Annotated in this window: 20 protein-coding genes; 3 read left to right on the plus strand and 17 right to left on the minus strand. The window is 74.6% G+C overall.

Annotated elements, in window-relative coordinates; genetic code table 11:
- Positions 1–1,114, plus strand: a 1,114-nt coding sequence (locus ACH9D3_RS06955; protein ID WP_396410368.1) for a phospholipase D-like domain-containing protein, incomplete at its 5' end; no start/stop codon positions are given.
- A gap of 75 nt (positions 1,115–1,189) precedes the next feature.
- On the opposite strand, the gene ACH9D3_RS06960 is transcribed toward ACH9D3_RS06955, so the two are convergent.
- Entirely contained in the window at positions 1,190–2,698 is a 1,509-nt protein-coding gene (locus ACH9D3_RS06960) for an AI-2E family transporter (RefSeq protein WP_396410369.1), read from the minus strand.
- 155 nt (positions 2,699–2,853) lie between these two features.
- Between ACH9D3_RS06960 and ACH9D3_RS06965 the strand changes: the two genes are divergently transcribed.
- Positions 2,854–3,726, plus strand: a complete 873-nt coding sequence (locus ACH9D3_RS06965; protein WP_396410370.1) for a TRIC cation channel family protein — start codon at positions 2,854–2,856, stop codon at positions 3,724–3,726.
- Between the two features lie 27 nt (positions 3,727–3,753).
- Here the strand turns inward: ACH9D3_RS06965 and ACH9D3_RS06970 are convergent, their stop codons facing one another.
- Genes ACH9D3_RS06970 through ACH9D3_RS06980 form a run of 3 tightly spaced genes read right to left on the minus strand, consistent with a single transcriptional unit; the run spans position 3,754 to position 6,442 of the window.
- The gene (locus tag ACH9D3_RS06970) at positions 3,754–4,416 is read right to left on the minus strand and encodes an FCD domain-containing protein (protein WP_396410371.1); all 663 of its coding nucleotides are present in this window, start codon (positions 4,414–4,416) and stop codon (positions 3,754–3,756) included.
- A 56-nt stretch (positions 4,417–4,472) separates the two neighbouring features.
- Entirely contained in the window at positions 4,473–5,000 is a 528-nt protein-coding gene (locus tag ACH9D3_RS06975; protein WP_396398782.1) for a DUF3830 family protein, read from the minus strand.
- Positions 4,997–6,442 (minus strand): amidase, encoded by a 1,446-nt coding sequence (locus ACH9D3_RS06980; protein WP_396410372.1) that lies wholly within the window; start codon positions 6,440–6,442, stop codon positions 4,997–4,999. Before ACH9D3_RS06980 ends, ACH9D3_RS06975 begins: the two co-directional genes overlap by 4 nt.
- Before the next feature lie 91 nt (positions 6,443–6,533).
- Here ACH9D3_RS06980 and ACH9D3_RS06985 point away from each other — a divergent pair, with 91 nt between their 5' ends.
- Positions 6,534–7,247 carry an aspartate racemase/maleate isomerase family protein gene (locus tag ACH9D3_RS06985; RefSeq protein ID WP_396410373.1) on the plus strand — a complete coding sequence of 238 codons (714 nt, stop codon included), beginning with the start codon at positions 6,534–6,536 and terminating at the stop codon, positions 7,245–7,247.
- A gap of 144 nt (positions 7,248–7,391) precedes the next feature.
- On the opposite strand, the gene ACH9D3_RS06990 is transcribed toward ACH9D3_RS06985, so the two are convergent.
- The 13 genes from ACH9D3_RS06990 to modA all read right to left on the minus strand — a co-directional run.
- On the minus strand, positions 7,392–8,156 hold the full coding sequence (locus ACH9D3_RS06990) for an aspartate racemase/maleate isomerase family protein (RefSeq protein ID WP_396410374.1): 765 nt from the start codon (positions 8,154–8,156) through the stop codon (positions 7,392–7,394).
- Between the two features lie 139 nt (positions 8,157–8,295).
- Entirely contained in the window at positions 8,296–8,715 is a 420-nt protein-coding gene (locus ACH9D3_RS06995; protein WP_396398787.1) for a DUF3151 domain-containing protein, read from the minus strand.
- A 226-nt stretch (positions 8,716–8,941) separates the two neighbouring features.
- Entirely contained in the window at positions 8,942–9,964 is a 1,023-nt protein-coding gene (fbaA, locus tag ACH9D3_RS07000; RefSeq protein WP_396410375.1) for a class II fructose-bisphosphate aldolase, read from the minus strand.
- A gap of 99 nt (positions 9,965–10,063) precedes the next feature.
- Positions 10,064–10,711, minus strand: coding sequence for a TrmH family RNA methyltransferase (locus ACH9D3_RS07005; RefSeq protein ID WP_396398789.1), 648 nt, complete (start codon positions 10,709–10,711; stop codon positions 10,064–10,066).
- Positions 10,704–11,285 (minus strand): orotate phosphoribosyltransferase, encoded by a 582-nt coding sequence (gene pyrE / locus ACH9D3_RS07010; RefSeq protein ID WP_396410376.1) that lies wholly within the window; start codon positions 11,283–11,285, stop codon positions 10,704–10,706. Before pyrE ends, ACH9D3_RS07005 begins: the two co-directional genes overlap by 8 nt.
- Positions 11,286–11,315: 30 nt before the next feature.
- Complete coding sequence (locus ACH9D3_RS07015; protein ID WP_396398791.1) at positions 11,316–12,074, minus strand: SDR family NAD(P)-dependent oxidoreductase; 759 nt, start codon at positions 12,072–12,074, stop codon at positions 11,316–11,318.
- A gap of 30 nt (positions 12,075–12,104) precedes the next feature.
- Entirely contained in the window at positions 12,105–13,313 is a 1,209-nt protein-coding gene (locus ACH9D3_RS07020) for an acyl-CoA dehydrogenase family protein (RefSeq protein WP_396410377.1), read from the minus strand.
- A 135-nt stretch (positions 13,314–13,448) separates the two neighbouring features.
- On the minus strand, positions 13,449–14,102 hold the full coding sequence (locus ACH9D3_RS07025; RefSeq protein WP_396410378.1) for an ATP-binding cassette domain-containing protein: 654 nt from the start codon (positions 14,100–14,102) through the stop codon (positions 13,449–13,451).
- On the minus strand, positions 14,099–14,929 hold the full coding sequence (locus tag ACH9D3_RS07030; protein WP_396410379.1) for an ABC transporter permease: 831 nt from the start codon (positions 14,927–14,929) through the stop codon (positions 14,099–14,101). The genes ACH9D3_RS07025 and ACH9D3_RS07030 overlap by 4 nt, the downstream gene beginning before the upstream one ends.
- Entirely contained in the window at positions 14,926–16,809 is a 1,884-nt protein-coding gene (gene recQ / locus ACH9D3_RS07035; RefSeq protein WP_396410380.1) for a DNA helicase RecQ, read from the minus strand. The genes ACH9D3_RS07030 and recQ overlap by 4 nt, the downstream gene beginning before the upstream one ends.
- Positions 16,806–19,160 carry a glycosyl hydrolase family 65 protein gene (locus ACH9D3_RS07040; protein WP_396410381.1) on the minus strand — a complete coding sequence of 785 codons (2,355 nt, stop codon included), beginning with the start codon at positions 19,158–19,160 and terminating at the stop codon, positions 16,806–16,808. Before ACH9D3_RS07040 ends, recQ begins: the two co-directional genes overlap by 4 nt.
- A gap of 44 nt (positions 19,161–19,204) precedes the next feature.
- Positions 19,205–20,017: an enoyl-CoA hydratase gene (locus tag ACH9D3_RS07045; RefSeq protein WP_396410382.1), complete on the minus strand. Its 813-nt coding sequence runs from the start codon at positions 20,015–20,017 to the stop codon at positions 19,205–19,207.
- Positions 20,018–20,058: 41 nt separating this feature from the next.
- Positions 20,059–20,778 (minus strand): molybdate ABC transporter substrate-binding protein (gene modA / locus ACH9D3_RS07050; protein ID WP_396410383.1); only part of this gene is annotated, 720 nt, incomplete at its 5' end.

Genomic DNA, 20,778 nt, shown 5'->3' on the forward strand with positions numbered 1-20,778 from the left:
CCGGCGCTCCGGGTTCCCCCGCCCGGGCACGTTCGAGGGCGAGGTGGCGGGCACCGGCACCGCGATCTACACCTACGGCGAGGACCTCTACGAGCAGATGCTCGCCGCCATCGACGGCGCCGAGCACCGGGTGCTGCTGGAGACCTACCTCTGGAAGGACGACGAGGTCGGCCGGGCCTTCCGCGACGCCCTCAACCGCGCCGCCGCCCGCGGCGTCGAGGTGTACGTGGTCTACGACGGGTTCGGCAACCTGGTGGTCCCCCGCTCGTTCTACCGCTTCCACCCCGACGTGCACGCCTTCCGCTTTCCCGTGCTGCGCCCGCGCCTGCTGGTCAGCCCGGTGCGGGCCACCGGGCTGACCCACCGCAAGCTGCTCGTCGTCGACGACGAGACCGGTTTCGTGGGCGGCTACAACATCGGCTCCCTCTACGCCACGCAGTGGCGGGACACCCACGTCCGGCTCACCGGGACGGCGGCCTTCGAGCTGAGCCACGCGTTCACGGAGGTGTGGAACCACCCCTGGGGCCCGGGGCCCGCCCTGCCGTACCGCAACCCGGGGGGCTGGGACTCGCGGGTGCGGTCGATGAGCAACACCCCGCCGAACCTGGTCTACCCGATCCGCAGCGTCTACCTGGACGCCATCCGCCGCGCCCGGCACCACATCCACCTCACCACCGCCTACTTCATTCCCGACCAGCAGATCCTCGCCGCGCTGGTCGAGGCGTCCCGCCGCGGGGTGGACGTGCGGGTGATCCTGCCCGAGCACTCCAACCACGTCCTGGCCGACTGGCTCTCCCGGGGCTTCTACGCCACGCTGCTGGAGGAGCACATCACCGTGCTGCTCTACCGCCACGCGATGATCCACGCCAAGACGGCGACCATCGACGGCCAGTGGTCGACCGTGGGCACCGCCAACATCGACCGGTTGAGCCTGAGCTTCAACTACGAGACGAACCTGGAGGTCCACGACGAGGCGTTCGCCGAGGACATGGAGCGCATCTTCGCCGCCGACAGCGAGAACTGCCGGGAGCTCGTGGCCGAGGAGTGGGAGCGGCGGCACCCCGCCGCCCGCTTCGCCGAGACCGTCCTGGTGCCGCTGCGCCCCTTCCTCTGACCCTCCTGGTGCCGCTGCGCCCCGTCCTCCGACCCTCCGGGACCTCACCGCGGCTCCTCCCGACCCTCCGGGACCTCAGCGCGGCTCGCCCTGCTCCTCCGGCGCGGCGCTCTCGCCCCGACCGTCTCCGGCGTCCGGCACGCCAGGCTGGCCGGGCTCGTCCCGTCCGTCCCGCCCGCCGGGCTCGTCGGGCTCGTCCCGGGCCGGCGCGGGACCGGTCTGCCCGCTCGCACGGGCGTCCCGCTCGCCGGTCCCGGACCGGCCGCCGAGGCGGTGCTGGTAGCGCATCCGCTGGTACTTCCAGCGCTCGGCCATGCTGGCCTTGGACCGGGCGGTGTCCTCGGGGTCGAGCGGGTCCGGCCCGAGCACCGGGTCCTCCCCCGCCTGGTAGCGGTCGCTCCACACCTGGAGCACGGCCCACGCCACCGCGGTGATCGGCACGGCGAGGATGGCCCCGAAGATCCCGCCCACGATGGTGCCCACCGTGAGGGCCAGGAGCACGACGATCGCGTGCAGGCTCAGCGTCCGGCCCATGACCACGGGCTGGAGGAGGTCGCCCTCGATCTGGTTGACGACGACGACGACGCCGATCACGACCAGTGCGACCACCGGGCCGTTGGTCACCAGGGCGACGAGGGCGGCCAGGATGCCGGCGATGGTGGCGCCCACGATCGGGATGAACCCGCCGATGAACACTATGACGGCCAGCGGGAGCGCGAGCGGCACGCCGAGCAGGGCCAGGGGCACCCCGATGAACAGCGCGTCCACGGCGGCGACGACGGCGGTGCCGCGCACGTAGCCGCCGAGCACCTGGACGGCCCGGTCCCCGGACTCGGCGAGCCTGGCCCGGGTCTCGCCGTGGAACCAGCGCAGCGCGAAGCTCCACATCTTCGTTCCGTCCTTCAGGAAGAAGAACAGGACGACCACCATGAGCACCACACCGGCGAGGAACTCGGTGGCCGCCGTGAGCCCGCTGATGGCTCCGCCAGCGAAGGCGCTGCTGGTGAGGAAGTCCGTGGCTTGCTGGAGGAGCGCGTCCAGGGAGGTGGTGTCCACGGCCAGCGGCCCGGACATGATGAAGCGCTGCAGCTCCTCCCAGCCCTCCACGGCCGAGGCGGAGAGATTGTCCCACTCGCTGCGGACCGCGAGGACGATGCCGGTGACCACCCCGCCCACCAGGGCGAGGATGCCCAGGAACGCGGCCAGCGTGGCCAGCAGGTCGGACCAGCCCTTGCCGGTGAGCCACCGCACGAGCGGGCTCACGGCCGAGGCCAGGATGAGCGCCACGAGCACGGCGATCACCACCAGCGACACGCGGAGCAGGATCCACACCAGTCCCACCAGCACCGCGGCGACGAGCAGGAGCTGGGCGGCGCGGGAGCCGGCCCGCCCGAGAGGGTCGGACCACGGGCCCAGGGCGCGGGCGGGGGCCCGGCCGGCGTCCCCGGCCGGGGACGCGCCCTCGACCGGGCCGCCGGTCGGGGCGGACGTGGACAGCGCGGCGGCGGACAGGGCGGCGTCCGCGCGGGTGGATCCCGTCCCGGGCCGCGGGGAGGACCGGTCGGAGGTGGGTGAGGTGCTCATGCGACGACTCCTGGTGCTGCGCCGGACCCTGCCCGTGGAACGGAGGGCGGCGGGCGGATGCTCACACCACCAGTAGAGCACCGCCGGCACGGCCGCGGGAGCCGGGTGCTACCCTCGGGCGTCGGTGCGCCCCGGACGGGGCGGCCGGGGACGAGGTGGCCGCGGGTGGCGCGGCCGGGGACGAGGTGGCCGTGCGGATGCCGGCGGTGGGTGCGGTGGCGGTGGCGGAGCTGGATCCGAGCGTGGCCTTCGACGTCGTCGACCTGCTGGGCGTGCTGACGAACGGCATCCTGGGCGGCGCGGTGGCGCGCCAGCTGAGGATGGACCCCGTCGGCTTCGCGTTCCTCGCGATCGTCTCCGCGCTCGGCGGGGGCCTGTTGCGCGACACCCTCCTGCAGGTCGGCTTCCCCGTGGCCCTGACGAATCCCGCGTACCTCATCACGGCGATCGTGGGGGCCACGATCGCGTTCTTCCTGCAGCTCCGCGGGAAGTGGACCCACCGGGTGCTCGTCGTGGCCGACGCCCTGGCCGTGGGCTGCTGGGCGGCCACGGGCACCGCCAAGGCCCTCGACGTGGGACTGACCTGGCTGCCGGCCGTCATGATCGGCGTGATCACCGCCGTGGGCGGCGGCATGGTCCGGGACATCGCGGTGGGGCGGGTGCCGATGATCTTCGGCGGCAACACGCTCTACGCCACGGGCGCGGTGATCGGCAGCGCCGAGATGGCGGTCCTGCACGGCCTGGGATACCCCAACTGGGGCATGGTCGCCGCGATCCTCACCGCCGCCACGGTCACCGTCGTGGCCCGGCGCCGGGGGTGGCGGCTGCCCGGGGCGGGCGAGTGGAACGTGCGCCTGCCCAAGCGCGACTGGCCCCGGCCCTCCTGGCGTCCGCGCCGCCCGGACCGCGGCGGCGGACCCGGCGACCGGCGCAGGCACGGACGCGGGAGCGGACCCCGCGACGGGCGCAGGAACGGCGACGGCACCGGGAACGGGAACGGGAGCGGCAGCGGGTCCGGCACGTCCTGACCGGGGCCCGTCCGGGCACGGGGCCGCTCAGCCGCCCAGGACCCGCTCCAGACCGTCCTGCATGTGCGCCCGCAGCAGCGCGTCCGCGCGGTCCGCGGCCGACGCGCCGAGCGCCTCGACGATCTCGACGTGCTCCCGGATGCGGGCGTCGGCGGACTCGTAGGTCCCCTGCATGCCGGTCAGCGACATCCGGATCTGGGTGAGCAGCGTGCGGTGCATGTTGAGCAGCCGGGGGCTGCCGGCGAGTTCCACGAGCAGCTCGTGGAAGTGCAGGTCCGCCTCGGACATCTCGCGCCCGTTCGGGTCCGCGGCGGCCTCCTGCATGCGGGACAGCGGCACGGCCAGGGCCTCGGCGGCGCGGGGCCCCGCGCCCGTGGCCACGATCCGGCGCACGGCCGCGCACTCGACGGCCTCGCGGGCGAGGTACATGTCCCGGACGGCGTCCTCGGTCAGCTCCATCACGAACAGGCCCCGGTTGCGGTGGCCCACGAGCAGGCCCTCCTGGGTGAGGCGCTGCATGGCCTCGCGCAGCGGACCGCGGCTGACGTTGAGCTCCCGGGCCAGCTCCTGCTCCACGAGCTGGCTCCCGGGCGGGAACCGCCCGTCGGCGATCGCCTCGCGCAGGATCCTGGCGATGAGCGCAGGGGTCGACTCCTGGACCACGGGGGGAAGGACCGACCGGGTTGCCATGCTGCTCTCCATCTCTTGCCCGGCCCGGGGCGGGGCGCCCGGACCGGGGATCCATCCTAGTTCGCGCCGCGGCGCCCGGTGGCAGGACCGTCCGCGCGGGCGAAGCTCAGGGTTTCTCCCCGGGCCCCGCCCATCCACACGTCCTGGCACGCGGCGGCCAGCTCGTCGAGGCCCTCCTCGACGGTCGCGAAGACGTTGCCCGGCACCCACCCCACGTCGCCGTTGAGGAGCAGGTTGTTGCGCCCGTAGAAGACCGCGAGGTCGATCAGCAGGCGGTGCCCGGAGGTCCCGGCGGAGGCGTCGTAGCCGTACGCGGGGTTGTCGAGGACCCCGTCGAAGCTGAAGTAGCAGAGGTCGCCCGGGATCGGCGTGACGGTCTGGTTCTCGGGCCCCGGCTCCTCGGGCGCGAACGCCGGGACCAGGGTGTAGATCTCGTTGCGGGCGAACTTGCCGTGGAAGACCTGGCCGGACCGGGGCAGCGCCTGCCACACGGCCTCGGCGGTCCGGGGCGCCTCGCGGTCGAGGAGGCGGGCGCGGGCGGTGACCCCACGACGCTCCAGACTGACGGTGAGGTAGCGGGTCACGGGGTGCTCCTGCCTGCCACGGCGGCGGAGGACCGGGCGGCGACCGGCGGGCGCGGGGCCCCCCGTCCGGCGGCGGCCTCGTAGGCGGCCGCGACGTCGAGCACGCGCTGGTCGCCGTGCCGCGGGCCCACGATCTGCAGGCCGACCGGCAGGCCCTCGTCCGTGAGCCCGCACGGGACGGTGACGGCGGGCTGCTGGGTGAGGTTGAACGGATAGGAGTACGGCGTCCAGCTGGTCCAGTCCGGGCTCGGGGACCCGGCCGGGACGTCCGTGCCCGCTTCGAAGGCCGTCCGGGGCAGCGTGGGCGTCACCAGGACGTCGTAGTGCTCGTGCAGGAGCCCCATCCGGCGCCCCCAGGCCATGCGGCACGCCGTGGCGTCGAGGTAGTCCTGCGCGCTGAACCCGTGGTGGCGCCCGAGCGCGGCGCGCAGGGAGGGGTCGATCCGGTCGAGCGCACCGGCCCCGTGCGCGGCCACCACGGACGCCGCACCGCTGAACCAGAGCACGTGGTAGGCCCACGCGGGGTCCTCCTCGCCGAGCTCCACCTCCTCGACCACCGCGCCGAGGTCGGCCAGCACCCCGACGGCCTCCCGGACGGACCGCTCGACCTCGGGGTCGTTGACGCCGTAGCCCAGGTCGGGGCTGAACGCCACCCGCAGACCGGCCGCGTGCTCGGGGCCGGCCAGCCGCTCGAGGAAGCTCCCGGCGGGGGTCGGCAGCGCGGACCAGTCGCGGGCGTCGAACCCGGACACGACGTCGAGCACGGCGGCGGCGTCGGCCACGGTGCGGGTCAGCGGCCCGGCGTGCGCCAGCGTGCCGAAGGGGCTCGCCGGGTACAGGGGCACCAGCCCGTAGGTGGGCTTGAGCCCGACGATCCCGCAGAAGGAGGCCGGGATGCGCACGGACCCGCCGCCGTCGGTGCCCACCGACAGGGGTCCGAGCCGTGCCGCCACCGCGGCGGCCGAGCCGCCCGAGGAGCCTCCGGCGGTCCGGGCGGTGTCCCAGGGGTTGACGGTGACGCCGGTGCGGGGGCTGTCCGTGACGCCCTTCCAGCCGAACTCCGGGGTGGTCGTCCTGCCGACGAGCACCGCGCCGGCCTCCCGGAGCCGGGCGACCGACGGGGCGTCCTCGTCCCACGGCCCGGTCTCGTCGACGAGCAGGGAGCCCCGCAGGGTGGGCCGGCCGCGGGACAGCAGCAGGTCCTTGACGGTGGCGGGCACCCCGTCCAGCGGCCCCCGTCCCTCGCCGCGGGCCCAGCGCTCCTGCGACTCCCGGGCGCTCCGCAGCGCCTCGTCGCCCTCGACCAGGCAGAAGGCGTTGAGGACCGGGTCCACGGACCCGATCGCGCGCAGGGTCGCCTCGACGACCTCGACGGGCGACAGCTCCCCTGCCGCATAGGCCGATGACAGCTGCACCGCGGACAGCTCCAGCACGTCCTGCACGGGACCTCCTCCGGAACGCTACGATTGTCGACAATCAAACTGTAAGCGTTCGGCCGATCCGGTCCAACCCCGCCGGGAAGGAGGCACCGGGATGGTGCACACGGTAGTCATGCTCTATCCGGGGCACAGCGCCGAGGACGACTACGAGCTGCTGGAGCACCTCGTGCCGGACGCCGCCTTCCCCGTGGTGCGCACCTGGGAGGGCGGCACGGCGCACGACGTCGAGTCGTTGCTGGCCCTCGGCTCGCGGGAGCACCTGGAGCCCGCCGCCCGGCGGGCGCGCGCCCACGCCCCGGACGCCGTGCTGTGGGCCTGCACCTCGGGCAGCTTCGTGCACGGCCGGGACGGGGCCGGGATCCAGTCCGGCTGGGTGGGCGAGGCCGGCGGCGCCCCCGCCTCCTCGACCTCCTGGGCGTTCTCGGCGGCGGTCCGGCACCTGCGGCTCCGCCGGGTCGCGGTGGCCGCGACCTATCCGGCGGACGTCGCGGCCCACTTCACGCGGTTCCTGGCCGGCGACGGCATCACGGTCACCGCGTTGTCCGCCCACGACGTCCCCAGCGGCGAGGACGCCGGGCGCCTCGACGCCGAGTGGTTGTCCGCCGCCGCGCGGGCCGCGGACGTCCGGGGCGCCGAGTGCCTGCTCGTCCCGGACACGGCCCTGCACACGGTGGCCGCCCTGCCGGGGCTCGAACGGGAGCTCGGGCTGCCCGTGCTGACCGCCAACCAGGTGACGGCCTGGCACGGGCTGCGGCTGGCCGGGCACCCGGCCCGTGCCGACCGGCTCGGCGTCCTCTTCAGGGCGTGACCCGGGCGCCGCCGGTCCCGGGGCTGCCGGTCCGCTCCGTGCCGGCGCCGTCCGGACCGGGACCGGCCGGCGCCAGGAGCCGCCAGGGACTGCCGGCGGCGGGATCGGGCCGGGGTCCGTGCCGCTCGGGCCGGGCCCGCCCGCTCAGTGCGGCCCGATCTCGCAGGACGGCAGGGCGCACAGGCGCTGCCCCTCCCCCTCCGGGGTGAGGCCCAGCCGCCGCAGCCCGGCCCACAGCGTCACCTGGTTGGCGGTCAGCACCGGTTTGCCCAGCTCTTCCTCGAGGGGCGCGATGAGGTCGTAGGTGGGCAGATTGGTGCAGGCGACGAACACGGCCTGCGCTCCCGGCCGGTCCGCCCGGCGGACGAGGTCCGCCGTCACGGCGTAGGGGACGTGCCAGATGAGCCGGTCCAGGCCCAGCCCCGCGCAGGCGACGACGTGCTTGCCGTCCTCCGCGAGGAAGTCGTCCAGCCGCTGCGTGAGCCGCTCGATGTAGGGGGTGGCGATCGCGAGGGCCGTCACGCCCAGGGCGTCCAGGGCCTCCAGCAGCGCCTCGGAGGTCGTGACGGCAGGGACACCCGTCTCCTCCGTGATCGCCCCGGACATCCGCCGCGCCCCGTCCCACCCGTGCACGAAGCTGCCGGACGTGCAGGCGTAGACCACGGCCTCCGGGTCCACGGCCGTCAGGGAGCGCGCCGCCGCCCGGATCTCGGCGTCGTCCCCGATCCGCGCGGCCATGAGCTCGTCCACCACCAGGGGGTGGTAGGGCGTGCGCGCCACGGCGAGGGAGGTCGAGGCGGGCATCCACCGCCACATCTCCCGGTCGAGGGCCATGTCGTACGGGTTCACCACGCCGAGCACCCGGTGGACGCCGGGGCCCTCCGGGACGGGCATCTGCAGGGCGGCCATGCACCCATGCTGGCACCGCGCCGGCCGGTCGACAACGGTGCTCCCCACTGCGTCCCCGGCGGTGCGCCGCACACGACGGCACCGCCCACGACGGGCCCGGGGACGACGGACGTCCCCGGGCCCGTCGTGTGCCGTCCCGTCAGCGCTGCAGCTGCTCCGCGGCGGTGGGGTCCGAGTCGTTGAGGAACTTCTGGATGCGCTCGGCCTCGTCGAACTCGCCGATCGCCGCGGCCGCCCGGCCCAGGGACGCGAGGGCCCGGAGGAAGCCCCGGTTGGGCTCGTGCGAGAACGGCACGGGACCGTGGCCCTTCCAGCCGTGGCCGCGCAGGGCGTCGAGGCCGCGGTGGTAGCCCACGCGGGCGAACGCGTACCCCTCGAGGGTGCGGCCCTCGGCGAGGGCGTCCTCGGCGCACATGGCCCACGCGAGGGAGGCCTTCGGGAAGCGGGCGGCGAGGTCCTCCGCCTCGTCGCCCGCCTCGATGCGTTCGACCAGGCCCGGGTCCTCGGTGAGGTAGGTGGGCTCGGGGCCGTCGAGCAGGTTCTTGCCGGAGAGGCTCATGGGGACGGGGTCCTTTCGGTGCGCGGTGCTGCGGGGTCGTGCGGGGCGGGCGCAGGAACGACGGCGGCGCCCCGCTCGGGCAGGGCGCCGCCGTCGTTCCCGCTGTCGTTCTCGGTCGTGGTCCTCCGTCGTGATTCTCGGTCGCCGTGCTCAGCCGTGGTTCTCGGCCGTCGTTCACCGTCGTCGTGCTCCGCCGTCACGGAGCCGGCGCTGTGACGTGACGCTGCTACTTGACGGAGGTCCCGGCGGAACCGAGGTTCTGGCAGGCCTCGACCACGCGGGCGGCCATGGACTCCTCCGCCAGGGCACCCCACACGCGGGGGTCGTACTTCTTCTTGTTGCCGACCTCGCCGTCGATCTTCAGGACGCCGTCGTAGTTGGCGAGCATGTGCCCGGCGACCGGACGGGTGAACGCGTACTGGGTGTCGGTGTCCACGTTCATCTTCACCACCCCGTACTCCACGGAGTTCGCGATCTCCGCGGCCGTGGAGCCGGAGCCGCCGTGGAAGACGAGGTCGAACGGACGCTTCTTGCCGATCTTCTCGCCCACGGCCTCCTGGATCTGCTGCAGCAGCTCGGGGCGCAGCTTGACCCCGCCCGGCTTGTACACGCCGTGCACGTTGCCGAAGGTCAGGGCGGTGAGGTAGCGGCCGTTCTCGCCGGCGCCGAGGGCCTCGACGGTGGCCAGGCCGTCCTCGACGGTGGAGTACAGCTTCTCGTTGATCGCGTTCTCGACGCCGTCCTCCTCGCCGCCGACCGCGCCGATCTCGACCTCGAGGATGATCTTGGCCTTGTGGGTGCGGGCCAGGAGGTCCTGGGCGATCCTGAGGTTCTCGTCGAGCTCGATCGCGGAGCCGTCCCACATGTGGGACTGGAAGATCGGGTCCTCGCCGCGGGCCACGGCCTTCTCCGACTCCTCGAGCAGCGGCAGCACGAAGCCCTCGAGCTTGTCCTGCGGGCAGTGGTCGGTGTGCAGCGCGATGTTGACGTCGTAGTTCTTCGCGACCTCGCGGGCGAAGGCGGCCATCGCGAGCGAACCGGTGACCATGTCCTTGACGGAGGCCCCGGACCAGTAGGCGGCGCCGCCCGTGGAGGCCTGGATGATCCCGTCCGAGCCCGCCTCGGCGAAGCCGCGGATGGCGGCGTTGAGGGTCTGGGAGGACGTGACGTTGATGGCCGGGTAGGCGAAACCCTTCTCCTTGGCCTTGTCGAGCATCTCGGCGTAGACGTCAGGGGTGGCGATGGGCATGCTGGCTCCTTCGGTTCGGGTGTGGCCTCGCTCCCACTCTAGCCACACCGCCGCCGTCGGACGACGGGGGAACGGCGGATGAACGAGGCGGGTCGCCCGTCAGGCGACCGGCTGGTCGTAGACGTGCCGCCGGATCCAGGCGTGCATCGCCACGGCGGCCGCGGCGGAGGCGTTGATCGAGCGGGTCGAGCCGAACTGGGCGATCGAGAGGGTGGTCCCGGCCGCCGCGTGCATCTCGGGGCTCAGCCCCGGCCCCTCCTGGCCGAGCACCAGCACGCAGCGCTCGGGCAGGTCGTAGGTCTCCAGCTGCCGGGAGTCGGGGAAGTTGTCGATCCCGATCACCGGCAGGCCCTCGGCGGCCGCCCAGGACACGAACTCCTCGACGCCCGCGTGGTGGCGCACGTGCTGGTAGCGATCGGTGACCATCGCTCCGCGGCGGTTCCAGCGCCGTCTGCCGACGATGTGCACCTCGCGGGCGAGGAAGGCGTTGGCGGTGCGCACCACGGAGCCGATGTTGAGGTCGTGCTGCCAGTTCTCGACGGCCACGTGGAACCCGTGCCGGCGGGTGTCGAGCTCGGCGACGATCGCGTCCATCGTCCAGTACCGGTAACGGTCCACGACGTTGCGCCGGTCCCCGTGCTCGAGCAGCTCCGGGTCCCACTGCTCGCCCTCGGGCCAGGGTCCCTCCCAGGGGCCGACGCCGACTCCCGGTGCGGGTCCGGCCGGCCCGGTCACCGGGTCAGTCAAGCCCGAGCTCGTCCTTCGTGAAGGCGTGCAGGCACGGCACGCCCGCGGTCTCCTCGATGCGCTCCCTGGCGCCGGTCCGCCGGTCCACGATGATCGCGACGGCCACCACGTTGGCGCCGGCCCGCTGCAGGGCCTCCACCGCGGTGAGCGCCGACCCCCCGGTCGTGGAGGTGTCCTCCAGGACGACGACGTCGCGGCCCGCCACCGGGGGCCCCTCGACCTGCCGGCCCATCCCGTAGCTCTTCTGGGCCTTGCGGACCACGAACATGTCGACGGCCCGGCCCTGGTCCCCCGCCGTGCGCATGATCGCGTGGCCCACGGGATCCGCGCCCATGGTCAGTCCGCCCACGGCGTCGTAGGAGATCCCGGCCTCGTCGAGCAGCGCCAGCATCACCTGTCCCACGTAGCGGGACGCCTCGTGGTGGAGGGTCACGCGGCGCAGGTCCACGTAGTAGTCGGCCTCGATGCCGCTGGCCAGCGTGACCTTGCCCTGCACCACGGCGAGGTCGACGATCAGCTGGCGGAGGCGGTCGCGGGCGGTCGCGAGGTCGACGGGTGAGAAGTCGGTGGTCATGGGTCCCAGTCTATGGGCCGCCGGGACCGCTCAGCGCGGGGCCATCCGCAGCGCACCGTCCATCCGGACGGTGGTGCCGTTGAGGTAGTCGTTGTCGAGGAACGTCGCCACGAGCTGCGCGAACTCCCCGGGCCGGCCGAGCCGGCGCGGGAACGGCACCCCGGCGGCGAGCCCGGCCCGGAACTCGTCGCCCACCGCCGCGAGCATGGGCGTCTCGATCACGCCGGGGGCGATGGTGTTCACCCGGATGCCGGCGCCGGCGAGGTCCCGGGCCGCGGTGATGCCCAGGCTGTGCACCCCGCCCTTCGACGCCGCGTAGGCGGCCTGCCCGACCTGCCCCTCGAACGCGGCCACGGAGGCCGTGTTGACGACCAGGCCGCGCTGCCCGTCGTCGTCGACGGGGTCGGTGGCCGCGATCCGCTCCGCGGCGAGCGCGAGGACCGTGAAGGTGCCGAGGAGGTTGACGCGCAGCACGGTCTCGAACAGGTCGAGGTCGTGCACGCCCTGGCGGCCCAGCACCCGGGCGGACGGGCCGATGCCGGCGCAGTTCACCACGGTGCGCAGCGGTCCGGCGGCGGCCGCGGCCGCCACGGCCTCGCGCACCTGCTCCCGGTCGGTGACGTCGGCGGGGACGTAGGTGACGCCGGCGACGTCGGGGGCCTGCCCGATCGCGGCCGGGAGGTCGACGGCGAGGACGCGCACGCCGCGCCCGGCGAGCATCGCGGCGGTGGCCGCGCCGAGTCCGGAGGCGGCTCCGGTGACGAGGGCGGAGGTGTCGGTGACGTCCATGCAGGGTCCTTCCGTGGGGTGCGGGGCGGCTCAGACGAACGCGGAGACGCCCGTGACGGCGCGGCCCACGATGAGGGCGTTGATCTCGTAGGTGCCCTCGTAGGTGTAGAGGATCTCGACGTCGTTGAAGAGCTTCGCCATCTCGTGGTCGGTGACCACGCCGTTGCCGCCGAGCAGGCTCCGGCCCAGGGCCGCGGACTCCCGGGCCAGGGACGTGGTGGTGGCCTTGGCCAGGGCGGCGTGGGGCATGTCGAAGCCGCCGTCCTCCTGCAGCCGGGCGATCTGGGCCATGAGGCCCAGGGACGCGGTGGCGTTGCCGAGGATGCGCGCCAGCGGTTCCTGCACCAGCTGGAACTTCGCGAGCGGGCGGCCGAACTGCTTGCGCGCCAGGGCGTAGTCGCGGGCGACGTCGAAGATCGCGAGCTGGACGCCGGCGCCCTGCCAGCCGACCCAGGCGCGGGAGTTGCGCAGCATCTCGTTGGCCGCCGTGAAGTCCTGCGCCCCGGGCAGGGCGCCGGCGGCGGGGATCCGGACCTCGTCGAGGACGACGTCGGCGTTCTGCATGATGCGCAGCCCGATCTTGTGCTCGATCTTCGTGGCGGACCACCCGGGCCGGTCGGTCTCCACGAGGAAGCCCTTGACCTGGCCGTCGGCGACGTCCCGGGCCCAGACGATCGCGACGTCGGCGATGGTGCCGGCCCCGATCCAGCGCTTGGTCCCGGTCAGCACCCACTCGTCCCCGTCCCGGGTCGCGGTGGTGGCCAGCCCGCCGGCGATGTCGGAGCCGTGCTCGGGCTCGGTGAGGGCGAAGGCGCCGAGGGCCCGGAAGCTCCGCAGCGGAGGCAGCCAGCGGGCCTTCTGCTCGGCCGAGCCCAGCGCGTCGATCAGGTCCACGATGAGCTCGTTGTGGATGCCGACGAGGGCGCTCAGGGAGACGTCGGCCCGGGCGACCTCGGCGTAGGCCAGCCCCCGGAACAGCCGGCTCGCCCCGGAGAGCTCCAGCTCGCCGAGCCCGTGCCCGGCGAGCGCCGGGAGCAGCTGGAACGGGAACTCCTCCCGGTTCCAGTACGGGGTGACCACGGGGCGGACCTGCTCCTGGAGGAACGTGTGCAGCTCGGCCAGCCGGGCGCGCTCGTGCGGCGGGAGGAGGGCGGCGAAGGAGAAGAGGTCGGCGTCCGGGAAGGGGATGCCGGGGTGCTGCTCCACGGACGGGGACTCCCCGCGCAGGACCGGTGTCATGGGTTGTCCTCTCGTCGGTCCGGGCGGAGGGGTGGCCCGCCTGGACCGGGTCGAACCGTACGGTGGTGAGCTCATCGTACTGTGACGCACCTCACCGGGAGCGCGGGGCGCTCCCGGTGGCTCGTTCCCGGCGGCTCATTCCCGGCGGGCCACCTGCCCGTGCTCGAGGCGCAGCACGGCGTCGGCGAGGGCCTCGACGTCGGCGGGGTCGTGCGTGACGACCACCGCCATGCGGCCGGCGAGGACGCGCCCCAGGAGGGTGCGCAGGGCCGGGGCGGCCGTGCTGTCGAGGGACGCGAAGGGCTCGTCGAGCAGCAGCAGCCGGGGGTCGGCGGCGAGGGCGCGGGCCACGGCGACGCGCTGGGCCTGCCCCCCGGACAGCTCGGCGGGGCGGCGCCCGGCGAGCGCGGCGGCGTCCACGGCCTCGAGCCACTGCGCGGCCGCCCCGCGCGCCTCCCGCCGGCCCGCGCCGCGGGAGCGGGGCCCGAACGCGACGTTCTCGAGCACGCTCAGGTGCGGGAACAGCAGGGGGTCCTGGGCGAGCAGGACCACGCCGCGGTCGTGCGCGGGCACCCACGGCCCGCGCCCGGCGGCGTCGAGGTCGAAGAGGACCCGGCCGTCGAGGACGGCGCGGCCGGTGTCCGGCACGAGCAGGCCCGCCACCATCTCGAGCAGGGAGGACTTGCCGGCCCCGTTGGGCCCGGTGACGGCGAGGGTCTGCCCCTCCGCCACGGTCACGGCGAGGTCGAGCCGGCGGTAGCCGAGCCGTGCCGTGACGTCCAGGCTCACGCCGCCGTCCCGGGTGCGGCGGGAGCCGCGCGGGAGCGCCGGCGGCCGGGCGCCGAGATCCCCACGACGAGCACCGCGACGAGCACCAGGACCAGGGACAGGGCGATCGCGGCGTCCGGGTCGGTCTCGCGCTGCAGGTAGATCTCCAGCGGCAGCGTGCGGGTGACGCCCTCCAGGCTGCCGGCGAAGGTCAGGGTGGCCCCGAACTCCCCGAGGCTGCGGGCGAAGGCCAGCACGGCCCCGGAGGCCAGGCCCGGCAGCGCCAGCGGGAGGCTCACCCGCCGCAGCACCGTGCCCGGCCCCGCGCCGAGGGTCGCGGCGACCCGCTCGTAGCGCTCCCCCGCCGTGCGCAGCGCGGCCTCGAGGGTGACCACGAGGAACGGCAGGGACACGAAGGTCTGGGCGAGGACCACGGCGGCCGTGGAGAAGGCGACGCTGATCCCGGCCAGCTCCAGGTGGCGCCCGATCAGCCCGTTGCGCCCGAAGGTGTAGAGCAGCGCGAGACCGCCGACGACGGGCGGCAGGACCAGCGGGAGCAGGACGAGCCCGCGCAGCGCGCGCCGTCCGGGGAACTCGGCGCGGGCCAGCAGCAGCGCCAGGGGCACGCCCAGGAGCACGCACAGCACGGTGCTCGCGGTGGCCGTGCGCAGGCTCAGCCCGAGGGCCCGCAGGGCCGAGGGGGAGGTGATCAGGCCCAGGAACCCGGCCCAGTCCACCCGGGCGAGCATCCCGAGGACCGGCAGGACCACCACCAGGGCGCCCAGGACGGCCGGGATCCACACCCAGCCGGGGACGGTGGTGAAGCCGCGGGGACGACGCCGGGTCACGGTGCTCCGGGGTCCGCGGCGGCCGTGCTGGGCTCATCCGTCCCGGCGACGACCTGGCAGACGGCCCGGCCGTAGCGCTCGAGCTTGGCGTCGCCGACGCCGGAGATGCCGCGCAGCTCGCCCAGCGAGCCCGGCCGGGCCTGCGCGATCGCGGCGAGGGTCGCGTCGTTGAAGACGACGTACGCCGGCACGCCCTGCTCCTTCGCCGCGGTGGAGCGCCAGGCCCGCAGCTGCTGGAAGAGCTCCTGCTCGGGCGCGTCGAGGGCCGGCGGCGCGGCGGCGGTCCTCGAGGTCCTCGACGTGCGGGCGGCCTTCGTCCGCTCGGGCTCGCGACGCAGGCGCACCTCCTGCTGCCCGCGCAGCACCTGCCCCGCCGCGTCGGTGAGCGCGAGGACACCGTACTCGCCCTGCACCTGGAGCAGGCCCTGGGCGAGCAGCTGGCGCACCACCCCGCGCCACTCCTGCTCGCCCAGCTCGGTGCCGATGCCGAACGTGGTGAGCTCGGTGTGGCGCATCCGCACCACCCGCTCGGTCTCCCGGCCGAGGAGGATGTCCACCAGGTGCCCGGCGCCGAACTGCTGGCCCCGCTCCCGCTGCAGCCGCACCACCGTGGACAGGAGCTTCTGCGCCGGGACCGTGCCGTCGAAGGCCTCGGGCGGGTTCAGGCAGGTGTCGCAGTTGCCGCACGGCCCGCTCTCCTCGCCGAAGTAGCGCAGCAGCTGCTGACGGCGGCACTGCACCGTCTCGCACAGGGCGAGCATCGCGTCCAGGTGGAGCGTCTGGGCGCGCTTGCGCTGCCGGTCCCCCTCGCCGTCGCCGATCATCCGGCGCTGCTGGACGACGTCCTGCAGCCCGTAGGCCAGCCACGCGGTCGACGGCAGCCCGTCGCGACCGGCGCGGCCGGTCTCCTGGTAGTAGCCCTCGATGCTCTTGGGCAGGTCGAGGTGGGCGACGAAGCGCACGTCGGGCTTGTCGATCCCCATGCCGAAGGCGATGGTCGCGACCATGACCACGCCGTCCTCGCGCAGGAAGCGCGTCTGGTGCTCCCGGCGCAGCTCCGCGGGCAGGCCGGCGTGGTACGGCAGCGCGGTGACGCCCTGACCGGCCAGCCACTCGGCCGTGCGCTCGACCGAGGCGCGGCTGAGGCAGTAGACGATGCCGGCCTCGCCGTCGTGCTCCGTCCGGACGAGCTGCAGCAGCTGCCGGCGGGCGTCCTGCTTGGGCCCGACCCGGTACTGGATGTTGGGCCGGTCGAAGCTGGAGACGAAGACCCGGGCGTCGTCCAGCCGGAGGTTGCGGACGATCTCCTCGCGCGTCTCCTCGGTCGCGGTCGCGGTCAGGGCGATGCGCGGGACCTCGGGCCAGCGGTCGTGGAGGATCGTCAGCCCCAGGTAGTCGGGGCGGAAGTCGTGGCCCCACTGGGCCACGCAGTGCGCCTCGTCGACCGCGAAGAGCGCGATGCGCGCCCGGTCCAGCAGGTCGGCCGCCACCGACAGGCGCTCGGGAGCGAGGTAGAGCAGGTCGAGCTCACCGGCCAGGAGGCGGCGCTCGACGGCGCGGCGCTCCTCGACCGTCTGGGTGGAGTTGAGGTACGCGGCGTGCACGCCGAGCTGCTCGAGGGCGTCGACCTGGTCGTGCATGAGCGCGATGAGCGGGCTGATGACCACGCCGGTGCCCTCCCGGACGAGCGCGGGGATCTGGTAGCACAGGCTCTTGCCGCCGCCGGTGGGCATCAGCACGAGCGCGTCCTCACCGGTGGTGACCGCCTCGATGATCTCGGCCTGCTGCCCGCGGAAGACGTCGTAGCCCCAGACCCGGGTGAGCACCTCGAGCGGTGCGGGCGGCGTCCCGCGGGCGGGGTGCGGCGTCGGGCGCGTCACGGGGTGCGGGGGGCGCGCGGGGCCCGGCCCGGGGGCTGGCGCGGCGCGGGGGTCGGCGGTTCGGGCGCGTGCAGCGGGGCGGTCGCCGGGCGGTCGGCGGTGACGGCCAGCAGCTCCTCGTCGATCCGCACCGGCACCTCGCCGGGGGTGCCGTCCAGGAGCCGCACGACCGTGCCCGAGCGGGTGGTCTCGACGCCCACGCGGCGGCCGCGCCAGCGGAGGCGGAAGGCGATCCGGTGCAGCCGCTCCGGCAGCCGGGGCGCGAGGCGCAGCTCGTCCCCGTCCGTGCGCAGCCCGCCGAACCCGCACACCACGGCCAGCCACGACCCGGCGGCGGAGGCGAGGTGCAGTCCCTGCTCGGTGTCCTGCTGGATGTCCCGCAGGTCCACGAGGGCGGCCTCGCGCAGGTACTCGAGGGCGAGGTCCAGGTGGCCCACCCGGGCGCAGACCACGGCCTGGACGCAGGCCGACAGGGACGAGTCGCGGACGGTGCGCTGCTCGTAGTACTCCAGGTCCCGGGCCGTCTGCTCCGGCGTGAACGCGTCCGAGCACCACCACAGGGCCAGGACCAGGTCCGCCTGCTTGACGACCTGGCGGCGGTAGATCTTCGCGTAGTGGAAGTGCTCCTCCACGGGGTAGCCGTCGCGCTTGGCCTCGAAGTCCCACTCGCGGTAGGTCGTGAACCCCTCGTTGGAGGGGTGCACGCCGCGCTCGGGGTCGTAGGGGACGTGGATCGCGTCCGCCAGGGACCGCCAGCGCTGGAGCTCGTCCGCCGTCACGGAGAGCCGGCCCACGTGCTCGGGGTGCTCGTCGCACGCGTCGGCGGCCGCCCGGAGGTTGCGCCGGGCCATGAGGTTGGTGAACACGTTGTCGTCCACCACGCCGGTGTACTCGTCCGGCCCGGTCATCCCCAGCAGGTGGACGCGGCCCTCGTGGTCCTCGTGCCCCATCGCCGCCCACACGCGCGCCGTCTCCACGAGGACGTCGACCCCGCCGACCGCGGTGAGGTCCTCCCCGGTCACGTCGGCGTACCAGCTGAAGGCCCGTGCGACGTCGGCGTTGACGTGCATGGCCGCGGTGCTCGCCGGCCAGTACGCCGACGTCTCGTTCCCGTCGATCGTGCGCCACGGGAAGGAGGCACCGCGCAGGTCGAGGACCTGGGCCCGCTCCCGCGCCCGGTCCAGCGTCGAGGAGCGCCACTGCAGCAGCCGCGCGGCGTCCCCGGGGCGCAGCAGCGCCAGGGCCGGCAGCACGAAGCCCTCGATGTCCCAGAAGGTGTGCCCGCTGTACCCGCCGCCGGTGAGTCCTTTCGCCCCGACCGGCGCCCCCCTGACGCAGGCCGCCGCCTGCAGCAGCTGGAACAGGTCGAAGCGGACCGCCAGCTGCAGCTCGGGGTCGCTGTCGAGCTCCACGTCCGCGCCGTCCCAGTACTCCTCCAGCAGCTCCCGCTGGTCGGCCACGAGCCCGTCCCAGCCGCGCCGCCGGGCCCCGGCCATCGCGGCGAGCACCTGGCCGCGGAGGTCGTCGGCGGGGTCGTCCACGGCCGAGGAGTGGCACAGGTACTTCACGAAGCCCACGCTCTCGCCGGGTCCGACGTCGGCGACGACGGTCGTCACCACGTGGTCCTCGTCGCACTGCGTGCTCACGGCGCCGTCGGCGGGCAGGTCGACGTCGTGCTCGACGGCGGCCGCGACCCCGATGCCGCTCTGCTCGGTGCGGTGGACCAGGACCCCGCCCGTGTCGGAGCAGTGGTGGATCCGGGGGCGGAACGGCTTCTCGAGGGCCTCGGCCACGCGCGGGTCCGAGTTGCGCACCTTGGGCGGGGTGCCGTTGACCACGAGGCCGGACCGGAGCACCACCTGGACGGGACGGTCCACCGCCTCGACCACGTAGTGGACCGCCGTCACCGGGCGCTGGACCAGCGAGACCAGGCGCGTGGAGGTCAGGCGCATGCGGGCGCCCCGCGGGGTGGTCCACTCCGTCTCCCGGAGCAGGGTGCCCGCGCGCAGGTCGAGCACGCGGTCGTGCTGCTCCGGCGGCGAGTCCCGCACGTCCAGGGGGACGCCGTCGACCTGCAGGTGCACGGTGCTGCCGTCGGCCACGCCGACGATGGCCTGCCCGTGCTCGGGGTGCCCGTAGCCGCCCTCGGGGTAGGAAAGGGGGTGGTACTCGTGGACCCCCGCCAGGAAGGTGCCGCGGGAGGAGCTGGGCTGCGCCTCGTCCAGGGTGCCCCGGACCCCGACGAACCCGTTGGACAGGGCGAAGACGGACTCCAGGGCACCGTGCGCGGCGGGGTCCAGGGCGGACTCGCGGACCTGCCAGGCGGAAGCATCGATCGACGGTTTCGGCATGGGACCACGTTAGCCGTCGGCGCCGGGTCGTGGCGCGGCGGGGCTCAGCGGTGGGTGAACCGCGGCTCGCGCTTCTCCGCGAACGCGGCCATCCCCTCCTTCTGGTCCTCGGTGGCGAACAGGGCGTGGAAGAGCCGGCGCTCCAGGTGCACGCCCTGGGCGAGCGTCGTCTCGAAGGCGGCGTCCACGGCCTCCTTGGCGGCGAGCACCGAGGGGAGGGACTTCGCCGCGATGGTCCCCGCGACGTCCATGGCCTCCTGGCGCAGGTCCGCCGCGGGCACCACGCGGGAGACGAGGCCCGCCCGCTCGGCCTCCGCGGCGTCGATCTGCCGGCCGGTGAGGACCATGTCCATGGCCTTGGCCTTGCCCACCGCGCGGGCCAGGCGCTGGGAGCCGCCCATCCCGGGGATCACCCCGAGGTTGATCTCCGGCTGCCCGAACCGTGCCGTGTCCGCGGCGAGGACGAGGTCGCACATCAGTGCCAGCTCGCACCCCCCGCCGAGGGCGTAGCCGGAGACCGCGGCGACCACGGGGGTGCGCACCCGGGTGAAGGCGTCCCAGCCCGCGAACCAGTCCGCGAGGTACATCTCCGGGGCGCTGCGCCCTGCCATCTCCTTGATGTCGGCGCCCGCGGCGAAGGCCTTCTCCGACCCGGTGAGGACGATCGCCCCGATCCCGGGGTCGGCGTCCAGTGCGGTGGCCGCGGCCACGACCTCCCGCAGGGTCGCCGCGTCGAGGGCGTTGAGGGCCTTCGGCCGGTTCAGGGTGATGACGCCCACCCGCCCCCGGGTGTCGACGAGGATGTTCTCGGGGGCTCCGGGGACGTCCCGGTGCTCGGTGCCGTGCTGCTCGCTCATGCTGCGCTCCTGGTTCGCTCTGCTGGTCGGTTCCGGATGGTCTAGGGGGCGGGCGGGAGGTCGAAGCCGGCCTCGGCGAGCCGCTGCCGGCCGGTCTCCCCGGTGACGAAGGCCATGAACTCCGCGGCACGCTCCTGGTCCCCGCCCTCGATGCCCAGCACCGTGTAGGGGTTCGCCGCGGCCGGGGCGTCCGGCAGCGGCACGCCGTCCAGCACGTCCTCGTGGGCGGCCACGTCCGTGACGTAGACCAGCCCGGCGTCGGCCTGCCCGGAGCGGACCTTGCCCAGGACGTCGGTCACGGAGGTCTCCTCGCTCACCGGGCGCAGGGACGTCCCGGCACGCTCCGCGAGGACGCGTGCGGCCCGCCCGCACGGGACCTGCTCGGCGCACACGACGGTGGCGAGGTCCGCCCGCCCGAGGTCGGCCAGGGAGCGCACGTCCCGGGGGTTGCCCTCGGCCACCGCGATGGTCAGCCGGTTGCGGGCCAGGGGCCGGGGCTCGCCCACCGCGCGGCCCGCGTCCACGACCCGCCGCACGGTCCGCTCGTCCGCGGCGGCGAACACGTCGGCCGGGGCGCCCTCGGCGATCTGGACGGCGAGGTCGGCGGAGCCGGCGAAGCTCAGGGCCACGTCCACACCGGGGTGCTGCTCCTCGAAACCGGCGGCCAGGTCCGTGAACGCGCCCGCGAGGGACGAGGCCGCGTAGACGTCGACGCGCTCCGCCGCGCTCGAGGGACCGCACCCGGACAGCACCGCGGCGGC

Origin of the sequence: Kocuria kalidii, assembly GCF_044462225.1 — a bacterium.
GTDB lineage: Bacteria > Actinomycetota > Actinomycetes > Actinomycetales > Micrococcaceae > Kocuria > Kocuria kalidii.